We start from the raw sequence: 13918 nt of genomic DNA on the forward strand, positions 1-13918 counted from the left end.
TAATTCGGATCTATGCATTTAGTGTTCGCAAATTTCGTACAGGAACTATTTTATTCAAAGTTTACTGATTCCAAGAAACTATAAAGATTGGAAGAACTTAAAGTCGGAACATTGAATTATACTTCTAGCACTCATAGTATCTACGCATAGAGTAACGAGAATCTTAAAGCGTTTATAGCGTTACGTGCATACGCTAAGACGTTGGTTCTATGTAGAAATCCCGTATACTAAGGCTTCTATCCAGAAGAATCTAAATCTGGGCGCACAGCATCCTACCAACCAGTGGAATTGTATTAATTGCTACGATATTCTGTTTACCTAAAAATAAGGCAACAGAGGTTTTTGACTCAGCGAATGTAGAAGTTTCAATAACAGAGTTTTCTTACTGTTCTTTCACCCTAATGTGAAAATGTATAACGCAGCTAGTGAAATCAAGTCTCCCCCTAATTCGCTTCCTTTACTAACTTCGCTCCCACAGACTGTTTCGTCCTCAGATTCAACGCCTGATACGGTTCAGATTTCTGTAGTCGTCCCTTTGCATAATGAAGAACCCAATATCAACTATTTCTTTGAAAGACTAGAATCTGTCCTGGAGGGTCTTGGACTAGCTTATGAAATCGTGTGTGTGGATGATGGCAGCAAAGACAATACGCTCAGACAGCTCGTCGCTCATCACCACCGAAATCCGAGTATAAAAGTCGTGAGTCTCTCTCGAAATTTTGGCAAAGAAATTGCTTTGACAGCGGCGATCGACCATGCGATCGGTGCAGCAGTCATTCCCATTGATGCAGACCTTCAAGACCCGCCAGAGCTAATCGCCGATATGATTGCCCAATGGCAACAAGGATATGACGTTGTTTATGCCACACGTAAATCGCGGCAGGGAGAAAGCTGGCTCAAACGCTTTACCGCTAACGTCTTTTATCGAGTGATAGGACACATGAGTACAGTCGAAATTCCTCGGAATACAGGAGATTTTCGTTTACTCGACCGACGGGTTGTGGAAGTGCTCAAGCAAATGACAGAAAGAACCCGGTTTATGAAAGGTCTTTTTGCCTGGGTTGGATTTCGGCAAACTTTTATTCTCTACGATCGAGCCGAACGTTATAAAGGTAGAACTAAATGGAATTACTGGCGGCTTTGGAATCTTGCAGTAGATGGTATTACCTCTTTTAGTGTGCTACCTCTAAAGGTTTGGAGCTATGTGGGTTTCTCACTAGCGATCACAACATTCCTTTATGCGATGTTTCTGATTATTCGCACTTTAATATCAGGCATTGATGTTCCCGGATACGCATCACTCATGGTCGCAATTCTGTTTATCGGCGGAGTACAACTTTTAACTTTAGGCATCATTGGCGAATATCTTGGACGGGTATATGAGGAAGTAAAAGGACGACCGCTCTATTTGGTTCGCAACTCCTACGGCATTGATGTGCCTCCCACGAAGTAGTTCGATCTCCATCAAAACAGGAATCAAGCGGCAAACACCCTAGTGAAGTTAAATGTGATGTCATGTCAAACGTTAAAGGCAGTCTTGTTTTACTTACGTTAATTTGTCTGGTAGCAACCGCTTTAGCAATGCATTTGCTGGGTGGGGTTGACCCAGAACAGATTCAGACATGGCTACAGCAAGCAGGGATCTGGGCACCTGTTATTTATGTGTTGGTGTATGTCGTCGCAACTTTATTGATCTTGCCTTCAACAGCGCTCAATCTGACAGGTGGAGCTATTTTTGGGCCTTGGGTTGGGACGTTCTGGACGAGCGTTGGAGCAATCGTCGCCGCAATTGTCGCCTTTGGCTTTACCCGCACCATTGGTCGTGAGTTTATAGAGAATCGGATGTCCGGCAAATGGCAAGCCATTGACAGTGAGATTCAGCATAGCGGGTTATTTTACATGTTCTCGATCCGGCTGCTGCCTATCATTCCTTATGGTTTAGTTAACTTTGCCGCAGGGTTAACCTCTGTCAAGTTCAAGGACTACTTGTTGGGTACAACGCTAGGAACCGTTCCCGGAGTTTTGCCCTTTGTTATGTTGGGAAGTTCCGGCTTAAAGGCTTTGAGAGGGGGCGACATTCTACCCCTCGTGACTTCGTTAACTTTAATTGGGATGTTAGTGGCTGGCGCGACATGGTACCGCCGTTCTCGTCAGGATACTCGTCAATCACTACACAGAACAGAGAATTCTTCAGAACACGTAGATGTAAACGAGCCTAAATAGTCTTTTGGACTCAGTTTCAATCCATTAGATCGGACAAGTAGATAGGACAAGTCATTAAAACCTTAGAACGGATGGTGAAACTATCCCTCATAGTCATGCACACTTTTATCTTACTTCCAATCTTGAGCTTGGTTTTACTAGTTCTGCTTTTTAATAGAAAGGTGCTTGATTGGCGTAGGTCAATTCTGTTAGGAGCGATCGCATGGGGATATACTTTAACCGCAATTACTGAAAGTCTGAGTTGGTTCAGCCTTTTATCCTTCAGCGGTTTAGCATTATCTTGGAGTGCGATTAATATCGCTTTAATAGGGCTATATGTTTTAGAGTTAAAACAGCATCAGGTGAGTAGTGGCTTAGCTTCAACTTCTGATTTAATTCGGAATTTTAAGATGCCTGCAATCTGTTGGGTTTGGCTGACGGGAACTATTTTCATCATCACAACAATAGGTCTAATCGCAATAGTAGCCCCTCCAAACACCTGGGACTCTATGACTTATCACATGAGTCGTGTTGCCCACTGGGAACAAAACCACAACGTTGCTCATTACCCCACTTATAACCTGCCGCAACTCTTTCACCCACCTTTTGCTGAGTTTGCCATTCTACATCTACAAATATTGAGCAGGAGCGATCGCTTTGCCAATTTGGTGCAGTGGTTTTGCATGGTTGGTAGTGCGATCGGAGTATCGCTAATTGCCAAACAGTTGAGAGCAAATCTTCAAGGGCAGGTTATCGCCTCAGTATTTGCAGTCACGATTCCAATGGGAATTTTACAGGCTTCAAGTACCCAAAATGATTATGTCGTTTGCTTTTGGATTGTTTGTCTGGCTTACTTCGTGATTCAATCTGTCCAACAAAAACTTAATTTTTCAAATAGCATTGCGATTGGAGCAAGTCTTGGTTTGGCAATTTTGACAAAAGGCTCAGCCTATCTCTTAGCTTTTCCATTTATCGCTTTTCTTTTCTTAATCAAAGCACGACAAACAGGATGGAAAATTTGGAAACCCTTGCTAGTAATCAGCACTCTTTTTCTTACTCTAAACTTCAACCATTATCTGCGAAATCTAGATTTGTTTGGTTCTTTTTTAGGAACACCTGCTGATTTTGCTAAGGAATATAAGATTGAAGTGATCAGCTTACCTGCTTTTATTTCTAACTTAGTTAGAAATGCTTCTCTTCATGCTGATATCGTTAGATCTCTCAACCTTGAAAAGTTGATTGTCCCTCTGAATGGGTTAGTAGAAAAAGTGATTCGTATCTTGCACTCAATTCTAGGAATAGATATTAATGACCCACGTACTACCCATCCTCCTGGCTGGTATCAAGTTCCCGGAATCTCATTTGATGAAAACACGGCTAGCAACCCGCTTCATTTAGTTTTCATTCTTGTATCCATTGCCCTGTTTTTAACGTATAGCCGTTTGCGATCGCAAAAATCATTAACACTGTATTTATTAGCAACTACAGGCGGGTTCGCTTTGATTTGCTTGTTACTAAAATTGCAGCCTTATCAGAGTCGCCATCATCTTTCCATATTTGTGCTTTTTTCTGCCTTTGTAGGAGTTGTCTTATCTCAAGCACTAAATCGCTACTTGGTTTCAGTTTTAATCGTCATTATGCTAATAGCTTCTACCCCTTGGGCACTAGAGAATAAGTATCGTCCTATTGCCGCAGAACAAAACATCTTCAACATGGATAGGATTGAACAATACTTTATCAATAGAGAACAGCTACAAGTTCCCTATGAGGAAGCAGTAAATTTTGTCAAAGCTCAACAATGCCAGAACGTTGGGCTTTGGCTAGGAACCAATGATTCTGTGGGAAATCGCTACTGGGAATATCCTTTTTGGGTTCTCTTTAACAGCACAAATACTCGATCGACTCGCCTAGAGCATGTCAAGGTTCAAAATATTTCTGCTGAAAAATCTAATCTGCTTCCCTACAGTCAGTTTGTTCCTTGTGCAGTTGTTTTCGTCCAGCCGAAGGATGAAGCGGTCGAGATTAAGCAAACTGATATTCAAGGGTATACTTACACCCCTACTTGGTCAAATGACACCATGGTTGTATTAGAACAAGAAAAAAGCTAATTCAGCTTGCCCAAGAGCTTTTACTTGAACTAGCTACTCATTCTCAGTATAAAACTACTCTGCTCAATGACCGTCAGCAAAAAGTACTCGTTTACGCCAAAGCCAGAATCTTAGACTATTGGATTTTGGACGTGAATGCTCGGTAAGTGTATATCTTTCGGGAACCCACTCAAGCAGGTTATCAGCAAAAAATAACGCTCTCTGCAAACACAATGCTGGCTCCACTGGCATTTCCCGATCAAGAAGTTCTGCTCAATCAACTTTTTCTGCAGAATGCTTTTTAAGCTGACTTAGAGATTCGTCGAAGCCCAAAAATTCTCAAGCTCCTGCAAACTAGGGAGTGAAGTTTGTGCCCCAGCTTTGATGACAGAAAGGGCAGCGACTGCGGCTCCCCAAGTTACAGCCTTTTGGATGGAGAAATCTTGCGCGAGAGCGGCAGCTAAGCCACCGTTAAAGGCATCTCCGGCAGCAACTGTATCCACCACTTCTACTGGAAAAGCCGGAATTGAGAAAGTTTCCGCTGCGGTTTGGCAGAGTGCGCCCTGTTTGCCGAGTTTGATGATGGCTGTCTGCACTCCCCGCTGTCGCAAAACTGAGGCTGCTTTGGTGGCGGTTTCCGTATCCTCTACTGCAAAACCAACCAGTTGACTGGCTTCTACCTGGTTAGGCGTGATCACGTCCACCAAAGGATAAAGTTCTGTGGGCAAATTGTCCTGTGCAGGAGCCGGATCTAAAATCACCGTCACACCTGCGGCTTTCGCGGCTTTGGCAGCAGCAGTTACCGCATCTAGGGGAATTTCTAACTGAAGTAGCAAGACTTTTGCGGCTGACAAAATGGGCTGCAACCGTTCTACATCAGCTTGATCGACCCGTCCATTTGCTCCTGGAATAATGATGATGTGGTTTTCTCCTGCATCATCGACTGCAATGACCGCAACGCCAGAAGTGGTGGATTGGTCACGCAGCAGGCGATCGCACTCCACACCCGCCGTTTCCAAGCTGGCGATCAGGTCTTGCCCAAAGCGATCGCCTCCCACTCGTCCCACTATCTGGGTAGACACCCCCAGTCGGGCAACCGCAACCGCCTGATTTGCGCCTTTGCCACCGGGAATAGTATCAAACTGGTAGCCCTTTAGCGTTTCTCCTGGAACGGGTAGCCGAGGCACACGGGTCACCAGGTCCATATTGACGCTGCCAAATACAACAACTGACATGCGACCTCCTGCATGAGTTAATGCTTTATGAGTCACTGCTTCATGAGTCACTATTTAAAGCGTAAATGGCAGCGCAACAAAGCTACGCTGCCATTCACAAACCGTTGAAGTGAGTCTGGCTGTTGAAGTGAGTCTGGCTACAGCATCTTTTCTAAGAATTGACAGGCGCGATCGCTCTTAGGGTTGGTGAAAAACTCGCTCGGTGGGGAGTCTTCCACCAGTCGCCCTTCATCCAGGAATAAGATCCGGTTAGCAACTTCACGAGCAAAGCCCATTTCATGGGTGACAATCGCCATTGTAATGCCCGTGTTAGCCAGAGATTTGATAACTTCAAGCACCTCTTTTACCATCTCTGGGTCAAGCGCGGAGGTTGGTTCATCAAACAGCATCACTTCTGGCTCCATTGCCAAGGCACGGGCGATCGCTACCCGCTGCTTTTGACCGCCAGACAGCTTCGACGGATAGACGTTCGCCTTTTCCGACAGTCCTACCTTTGACAGCAGATCCATCGCAACCTTATGAGCATTTTCCTTTGACATCTTTTTCACAGTCATGGGCGCATAGGTAATATTTTGCAACACCGTCTTGTGAGGAAATAGATGAAAGTGCTGAAATACCATGCCTACGTTTTGCCGCACTCTGAGGATGTCGGTTTTTGGCAGCGTAATATCCTTGCCATCTACATAAACCCTGCCGCGAGTCGGTACCTCCAGCAAATTCATGCAGCGCAGCAGGGTTGATTTGCCTGATCCAGAAGGACCAATAATGGCAACAACCTCGCCTTTTTTAACTTCAGTTGAAATGTCTTTTAAGACATTCAATTCACCAAAAGATTTGCAAAGAAATTCAACTCTAATCACTGCGCCTCATCCTTACTTCTAGTTTCTGTGCTACCCAGGTCAAACCCATCACCATGACGTAGTAAATCAGTCCAACAAAAAGCAAAGGTTCAAAGTAAATAAATTTTTCGGCTGCCACGATCACGCCGCGTCGCATTAAGTCTAGTGCGCCAATGGTAGAAACTAGAGCAGAGTCTTTTAGCAGGGCAATGCTCTCATTGACCAGGGCAGGCAAAATGTTCTTAAAGGCCTGTGGCAAAATGATATCCCACATCATTTGACGATAGGGAACTCCCAAAGACAGAGAAGCCTCTCTCTGCCCTTTATCAACTGCCATAATGCCGCCCCTAATTGTTTCTGAACTGTAGGCAGCAGAGTTCAGCGCAAAGGTAATTACCCCTGCTTCAAGTGGTTTAATTGCGTACCCTGTGATTTGTGGGGTTGCAAAATAAATCAGCGATAGCTGCAAGATTAATGGAGTACCTCTAAAAATAGACGTGTAGGCTACTGCAAACCAATTAAGCGGTTTGATGCTTGAAATTTTGAACAGGGATAAAAGTGTGCCTAGAGTAAACCCAAACAGGGCTGACAATAGGGTAAACATAAGCGTTACCCTGATTCCTTGCAAAATGTAAGGAATAGAGGGCAAGATCTGTGTGAAATCTAAGAAATCTAAATTCATGCCCGAATGCTTGCCTTTGAAAATATTACAATGCAACTCTTTGCAAAGGAATGAAAGTATCTGTAAACAAGGGTTTATGGAGTTTAAGAAAAGAATTCAGCTATTGTTTGACCAATCTACGGGGGCGAACGATCGTTCGCCCTCTATTAAAATTTCCCAACTGAATTCTTAATCGCTACAAGCCCCTTGTTTTAAGCTAAATGGCGATCGCCATCAATACAGCAAGAGCCATTGCTTGAATAGGTCGTCTTTACCCTATTCTCTACACTGTGTCGAGATTCCTAAATTGATCTACTCAGTAGAATACAGGGCAGGAGAAGGTTGAGTTGGTATCGGAAGATTCCTTCGGATCTGTAGAGAGCCAAATTTCTGCGATAGCCCCTTCTCCTGATATAAAAAACAGTAGATCAGCTAGGAGGAGAAGCTTCTGGCTCTGCAGGAGCGGCTTCTGGGGATTCGGTTGCTTCTGGAGACTCAGTTCCCTCTGCGGGTGCCTCGGTGCCTGCTTCTGGCTGCTCTGGAATCGGTTGACCAAACCACTTCTCAACCAGCTTTTCTAGCTCTCCGTTTTCCTTCATCTCAGCAATTACTCGATCGAACTCACTGACTAACTCTGAACCTTTAGGAAACGCAATAGCTGAACCCGCTTCTTCGGCATTTGGAATAGTGTTGAATTCTAAATCAGGGTTGTTTTCGACATAGCCTTTGGCAACTGTATCTTCAACAATTGCCGCGTCAATTCGTCCCGCTTTGAGTTCTTGAATGATTTCATTAATCCGGTTCAAAGGAACTACATTTGCCCCTTCAATTTCTTTTGCAGCTTCTTCTTGAATGGTGCCAAGCTGAACGCCAACCTGTAAACCAGACAGACTTGTCGGCTCAGTTAGATTGCTGCCTTCGGGAGCCACAATCGTATTTTTAGCTTCGTAATAGATTTGAGAGAAATCGACGTTTTGCTTGCGTTCTTCAGTAGGGGTCATGCCTGCCATAACGAAGTCAGCCCGATCAGCCTGCAATGCTGGAATCAGTCCGTTGAAATCAATATTAGTGACTTCCAGTTCATAGCCCAATTCACTCGTGATGTAGTTGGCAATATCTACATCAAAGCCCTGAATATCTTGCTGTCCGCTGGACGTATCAATGAATTCGTAAGGAGGATAGTCTGCTGAGGTTGCCATAACTAGCGTTTCACCGCCGCTACCGCCTGACTCACCTGAAGCAGCGGGATCACTGGGTGCTTCACCCTGAGAGTTACAGCCCGTGACAATTGCAATTGTCAGAACTGCAGTTAGTAGAACAGTAAACAAAAACTTGAGTCTTTTCATCATGATTATTTGCTCGGTTGCTATTGCTGAATTTGGCATCGTTCGATAGAAATACTTTTAGGTGAAACATTGAATTTCATCCGAAATATTTCTAAGATCTATCAATGCTTGAATTCGAAATTTAGTGCTGAGTACTGATGTATCGTGCAGTAGCATTAACACAAATTTAGTATCTCACGATACAGAATTAAGCCGAGTAAATACTTCTAAAATCAAAAAATTTCTTTAAGTTTCAAGTTATTAAAAGTAGCTTGTGATGTTTTTAACGTGATTTTGAAAGCTATAGGGGCAAATTTACGGAGCGGTGAAAGTGGATTTATAGTTTTGCTAAACGCTCAGTTAGCAGTTGATAAAATCTTTCAGAATCGGCAGTTTGAGCGACTTTAGTGTTTGGCGATCGCCCGCTACTATTCCACAAATCTACTACCGTTCGCCCAAGCGTGAGTTCACTCGCCGTCTCAATTTCTACATAACAGTCGCGATAATTAAACAGATCAGGCTGCAACAGATACGCAATTACACAAGGATCGTGAAGTGGACCGCCCGTCATCTCAAATCGCTCAGCATCACGGCTACTGTAGTGTCCTAATAGGTTTGCAGCGGCAGTGCCAACCGGAGTAGCGATCGCTCGAATCTTTTCTAACCGTTCTGGTGTGGTGAGTACTTGGTGAGTCACATCCAGGCTAAACATGGTTAGCTTGATGCCGCTGCTAAACATTACATGCGCTGCGTGGGGATCGACATAAAGGTTAAACTCAGCCGAAGCAGTGACATTGCCCTGAGAAATTGCGCCGCCCATCAGCACGACCTCTGGAATCTTGGCAGCGATGCGGGGTTCTTTGATCAGGGCGATCGCCAAATTAGTCAACGGTCCAAGGGTAGCAACGGTAATTTCACCCGATGAACTCATTAACGTGTCAATTAAAAAGTCAACTCCATGTTGAGATTGAAGTGGCATCTGCGGTTCCGGCAGATCTACGCCTTCCAGACCTGTTTTGCCATGAACTTCTTCCGCGGTGGTGAGCGATCGCATCATCGGACGAGAGCAACCTGCATACACTGGGATCTGCGTTCGTCCAGCTAATTCACAAATTTTGCGAGCATTTTTTGCGGTCAGGGAAAGCGGCACATTTCCGGCAACCGTTGTAATTCCCAATAGGTTCAGTTCAGGAGAGGCGAAAGCAAGCAGCAGGGCGATCGCATCATCTACTCCCGGATCGCAATCAATGATGATGGGTTTTGCAGCCATAGAGATTTCTTCAAAGATTGATGGATGGGCGGCCAAACACCAGCAGAATAGCAGACGATCAATCTTTCGATCGTTCTACGCTAGCGTAGGATTACGATGTGATTCATGATGGTACGCTGCTACCTCCAAAATGTTGCCCCTAAAACGACTTCCCAAACGTTTGTTTCTTCTAGGTTTTGCGGTTGCTTTGCTGCCGCTGGCTTCCTGCGCTAACAGCCCACTGGGGGAAACGCTCCAGCGCTCCCTGGCGGCTGATCCCCAGCTAGAGGAAAATCCGGTTTTGTTTGGCGGTACGCCTACCCCAGAGGCGACTCCGGACGGAGTCGCTGAACTGCCCGCCAACTTTCCTGCCGAAATTCCGCGCTATCCGGGAGCGGAGCTAGTCGAGGTAATTCAGCCGAATGGCGACAATCCTAACGCGGAAGTGCAAACGCGCTGGCAGACTTCTGACCCGATTGAGCAAGTGCGCCGGTTTTACCAGGAAGCCTTTGCCTCAGACAATTGGAATTTGGATCAGTCAGTAGAGGAAGCGATCGCCGCAGCACGAGACGGACTACGGGTAACGGTTGCACCAGTCTCTAATGCGGCAACTTTAACCGCTGCGACCCCCACTGAATTTACGCTGCAATACGCTTTCACCAGTGATGCGGCTGTATCGTCGGAGCTAACCAACTCACCAAGGAATTCAGCTTCAGATAATTCAACTTCAGATAATTCAGCTTCAGACGATGCTGACGAAACGGCGGCTGTGCCACAACCCGGGGATCCTGACTTTATTGGACCCGTACCGCCAGCCGATTTTGGCACCGATGCAAACAGCGATGCTGCTGCCCGTCCTACTTCTCAGCGCTTTAGCGACCTTGACCAGGCTCCCGAAGAATTGCGCCAATACGTTACAGATCTAGCGGAATTAGGCGTTTTTGGCGATCAGGCAAGCAATGAATTTAAGCCCAATCAAGAAATCACTCGACGGGAATATGCGCGCTGGCTAGTAGCAGCGAATAATTTGATTTATGGCGATCGCCCTGCCAGTCGCATCCGTTTAGGCAACGGCAGTTCCCAGCCTGCCTTTCAGGACGTGCCGCGCAACGATCCCGACTTTGCCGCAATTCAAGGATTGGCAGAAGCAGGCTTGATTCCCAGCCCCCTTTCCGGCGATTCGACCACGGTCACCTTTCGCCCAGATGCACCTCTGACTCGCGAAAACTTGATTCTCTGGAAAATGCCAATCGATACTCGCCAAACTTTACCGAATGCGTCACTAGAGGCAGTGCAGCAAACCTGGGGTTTCCAGGACACCGCTCGAATTGACCCCAAGGCGCTACGGGCAGTTTTGGCAGACTTCCAAAATGGCGAACTGTCTAATATTCGTCGTGCCTTTGGCTATACCACCCTGTTTCAGCCGAAGAAAACCGTGACTCGTGCCGAAGCCACTGCCGTCCTCTGGTATTTCGGTATTCAAGGTGAAGGGCTATCCGCAAAAGATGCACTTCAAACTGAGCAGCGAACCGAGCAGCAGACCGAACGACCACCCCAGCAACAGCCCGCCAGCCAGCAGTCTAACCAGCAGCCCAACCAGCCATCTGGCTCACAGTCCAGGTAATTTACCCGCTGATTCTTATGCACAGGCTACAAAAACATTGTCTAGCAGCGGGAGTGGCGCTTCTGCCATTTCTGTTTCCGATCGCAGCAAAGGCAGCAACCTTCAGCCAGGCCTATGTGTTTGGTGATAGCCTCTCAGACACAGGCAATGTATATAGACGAACACTCCGACTCTATCCCCGTCCGCCCTACTTCAAAGGGCGATTTTCTAACGGGCTAGTTTGGAATGAGTACGTCACTCAAGGACTGAGACTCGAAGCCGATCGCGATAACAACTATGCTTACGGTGGCACCACGACCGGAGAGGATGACGCAGTCTCCCTCCCGCTACTGGAATTTCCTGGATTACAGAAGCAGGTGAGAAGTTTTGTTGAAGACAACCCTGTTGCCGATCCCAATGCGCTGTATCTCGTCTGGTCAGGCGCAAATGACTATCTTGGCGGCAACGTCACAAACCCCGCAATTCCCCCAGCTAACTTGTCCTCAGCAATCACAACTCTTGCCCAAGCAGGAGCGCGAACAATCATGGTAGGCAACCTGCCTGACTTGGGACGATTGCCTTCCACCCGCCAAACAGCGGAGTCTGGCAGGTTAAACCGCTTGAGCAGTCGGCATAATGTTAATTTGGCGAGACAGCTACGGCGGTTAGATCGCACCCTCAATCCGCAAGTGAATTTGCTGACGCTTGATGTAGATACTTTGTTTGACCAGGCACAAGCTAATCCCACCGCGTATGGGTTCAGGAATGTCACTCGCTCTTGTCTCTCAGTGCCATCTTGCCGCTCAACTCCGAGTTTGCAGAATCGCTATCTATTTTGGGATGACATCCACCCCACAACTGCTGGACATCGACAGATTGCCCAACTCGCGCTGAATCTGCTGGCTGAACCAGCCCGTGAAGTGCAGCCTCAAGTTGGGCTTGCCGTTGCAGAAGCTCGCTCTGAAGCACAAACACCTCAACTTGCTAGTCAAGCCGCGCCAGCCAGTGTTCCTGAACCGACTTCGGTTGTAGGGCTGCTCACAGTTACCATTTTGGGGATTACACTACGGCTACGACGCAAAGTAGGGCGATCGCCCCATTCCATTCCTCCTTCAAATCATGCCTCTATCTGACCCCGATCGCCTGTTTGACCTGATCGAAACGCTCGTTCTCCATCATTCTCCCAGCGGCGCAGAGGCAGAAATTGACGGTTTTTTGCTCGACCAGTTCAAAGCACTGGGAGTCGAAGCCTGGTTAGACGAGGCTGGAAATGCGATCGCCAAAATCCCTGGTCGCGATTCGACCAAAGCTCTCGCAATCACCGCCCACAAAGATGAAATCGGCGGCATCGTCAAATTCATTGGCAAACACGGTCGGGTAGAAGTGCGGAAATTGGGCGGCTCCTTTCCCTGGGTTTATGGGGAAGGCGTTGTCGATTTGTTGGGCGATCGCCAGACGCTCAGCGGCATTCTTAGCTTCGGCTCGCGTCACGTTTCCCACGAATCGCCCCAAAAAGCGCTGCAAGAAGACAAAGTGTTGCGCTGGGAAGATGCTTGGGTCGAAACCAAATGCACAGCTGCAGAACTAGAGGCAGCGGGCATTCGTCCTGGCACTCGCGTCGTCATCGGCAAACACCGCAAGCGCCCCTTCAGGCTAAAACACTACATCGCTAGCTACACGCTCGACAACAAAGCCTCGATCGCCATTCTGCTAGGGCTAGCCGAAGTTCTAAAAGAACCCGCGATCGACATCTATTTAGTTGCCTCCTCCAAAGAAGAAGTAGGAGCCGTAGGAGCGCTCTATTTTTCCCGCAATCAGCGGTTAGATGCCTTGATTGCGCTGGAAATTTGTCCGCTTTCCACTGAGTATCCGATTCAAGACGGAGACATTCCCGTTTTGCTCTCTCAAGATGCCTACGGACTTTATGATGAAACCCTGAATGCTCAGATTCGAGAGGCATCTGTACAAATTGGCGTTCCGCTTCAGTTTGCCACCATCAGCGGCTTTGGCAGCGACGGCTCGATCGCCATGAAAAATGGTCACGTTGCCCGTGCCGCCTGTCTCGGCTTTCCCACCCAAAACACCCACGGGTACGAAATTGCAGACCTGGGAGCGATCGCCAACTGCATCGACATTCTCAAAGCCTATTGCAGTGATGTAACGACCTGTGAACCATAAACGGACGATCCCCGCGATTCCCTACAATGAGAGTAAAGGTTCCGTTGAGTAGTTCCGGCGAAATATGCCCACAACTGTTGCTGATGTCATGAGCCACGACCCTATCGTGGTCAAGCCCGAAACACCACTGAAAGAAGCTATCCACCTGATTGCTGAAAAACGAGTCAGTGGACTGCCAGTCATCGATGAGCAAGGCAAGTTGGTTGGGGTAATCTCAGAAACTGACCTGATGTGGCAGGAAACAGGAGCCACCCCTCCGCCTTACATCATGGTTTTAGACAGCGTTATTTATCTAGAAAACCCGGCCCGCTACGAGCAAGAACTGCACAAAGCACTGGGGCAAACCGTTGGCGAAGTCATGACCAAGGAAGCGATCACGACCAAGCCTGACCAACCTTTGCGTGAAGCAGCCCAGTTGATGCACGACCGTGATGTGCGTCGGTTGCCCGTGGTTGACCCCACTGGTAAGGTCGTTGGAATTTTGACTCGTGGCGACATCGTGCGCTTTATGGCAGCAAATCAGGATTAGTGGAGAATTT

The 13918-nt window shown here is 47.1% G+C and carries 11 protein-coding genes and 1 pseudogene; 7 read left to right on the forward strand and 5 right to left on the reverse strand.

The window, feature by feature from the left end; genetic code table 11:
• The first annotated feature begins 409 nt into the window (after positions 1-409).
• From H6F88_RS17130 to H6F88_RS17140, 3 genes are all read left to right on the forward strand, one after another.
• Positions 410-1453 (forward strand): glycosyltransferase family 2 protein, encoded by a 1044-nt coding sequence (locus H6F88_RS17130; protein ID WP_190644123.1) that lies wholly within the window; start codon positions 410-412, stop codon positions 1451-1453.
• Between the two features lie 62 nt (positions 1454-1515).
• On the forward strand, positions 1516-2223 hold the full coding sequence (locus tag H6F88_RS17135) for a TVP38/TMEM64 family protein (RefSeq protein ID WP_190643958.1): 708 nt from the start codon (positions 1516-1518) through the stop codon (positions 2221-2223).
• 71 nt (positions 2224-2294) lie between these two features.
• Positions 2295-4310 carry a glycosyltransferase family 39 protein gene (locus H6F88_RS17140; protein ID WP_190643959.1) on the forward strand — a complete coding sequence of 672 codons (2016 nt, stop codon included), beginning with the start codon at positions 2295-2297 and terminating at the stop codon, positions 4308-4310.
• Between the two features lie 290 nt (positions 4311-4600).
• Here the strand turns inward: H6F88_RS17140 and rbsK are convergent, their stop codons facing one another.
• From rbsK to H6F88_RS17165, 5 genes and pseudogenes are all read right to left on the reverse strand, one after another.
• Positions 4601-5524: a ribokinase gene (rbsK, locus tag H6F88_RS17145; protein ID WP_190644124.1), complete on the reverse strand. Its 924-nt coding sequence runs from the start codon at positions 5522-5524 to the stop codon at positions 4601-4603.
• Positions 5525-5661: 137 nt separating this feature from the next.
• The gene (locus H6F88_RS17150) at positions 5662-6384 is read right to left on the reverse strand and encodes an ATP-binding cassette domain-containing protein (RefSeq protein ID WP_190643960.1); all 723 of its coding nucleotides are present in this window, start codon (positions 6382-6384) and stop codon (positions 5662-5664) included.
• Positions 6377-7030, reverse strand: a pseudogene (locus H6F88_RS17155) (amino acid ABC transporter permease); the annotation flags it as partial. The gene H6F88_RS17150 and the pseudogene H6F88_RS17155, both read right to left, overlap by 8 nt.
• Before the next feature lie 422 nt (positions 7031-7452).
• On the reverse strand, positions 7453-8373 hold the full coding sequence (locus H6F88_RS17160; protein WP_242050589.1) for a transporter substrate-binding domain-containing protein: 921 nt from the start codon (positions 8371-8373) through the stop codon (positions 7453-7455).
• Between the two features lie 313 nt (positions 8374-8686).
• Positions 8687-9619 carry a nucleoside hydrolase gene (locus H6F88_RS17165; RefSeq protein ID WP_190643962.1) on the reverse strand — a complete coding sequence of 311 codons (933 nt, stop codon included), beginning with the start codon at positions 9617-9619 and terminating at the stop codon, positions 8687-8689.
• A 130-nt stretch (positions 9620-9749) separates the two neighbouring features.
• On the opposite strand from H6F88_RS17165, the gene H6F88_RS17170 reads away from it, so the two are divergent.
• From H6F88_RS17170 to H6F88_RS17185, 4 genes are all read left to right on the forward strand, one after another.
• Positions 9750-11222 (forward strand): S-layer homology domain-containing protein, encoded by a 1473-nt coding sequence (locus tag H6F88_RS17170; RefSeq protein WP_190643963.1) that lies wholly within the window; start codon positions 9750-9752, stop codon positions 11220-11222.
• Between the two features lie 17 nt (positions 11223-11239).
• The gene (locus H6F88_RS17175; RefSeq protein ID WP_190643964.1) at positions 11240-12334 is read left to right on the forward strand and encodes an SGNH/GDSL hydrolase family protein; all 1095 of its coding nucleotides are present in this window, start codon (positions 11240-11242) and stop codon (positions 12332-12334) included.
• Complete coding sequence (locus H6F88_RS17180) at positions 12321-13379, forward strand: M42 family peptidase (protein ID WP_190643965.1); 1059 nt, start codon at positions 12321-12323, stop codon at positions 13377-13379. The genes H6F88_RS17175 and H6F88_RS17180 overlap by 14 nt, the downstream gene beginning before the upstream one ends.
• Before the next feature lie 64 nt (positions 13380-13443).
• Positions 13444-13908, forward strand: coding sequence for a CBS domain-containing protein (locus H6F88_RS17185; RefSeq protein ID WP_190643966.1), 465 nt, complete (start codon positions 13444-13446; stop codon positions 13906-13908).
• Positions 13909-13918: the final 10 nt, after the last annotated feature.

It is taken from the genome of Oculatella sp. FACHB-28 (assembly GCF_014696015.1).
GTDB lineage: Bacteria > Cyanobacteriota > Cyanobacteriia > Elainellales > Elainellaceae > JAAUTN01.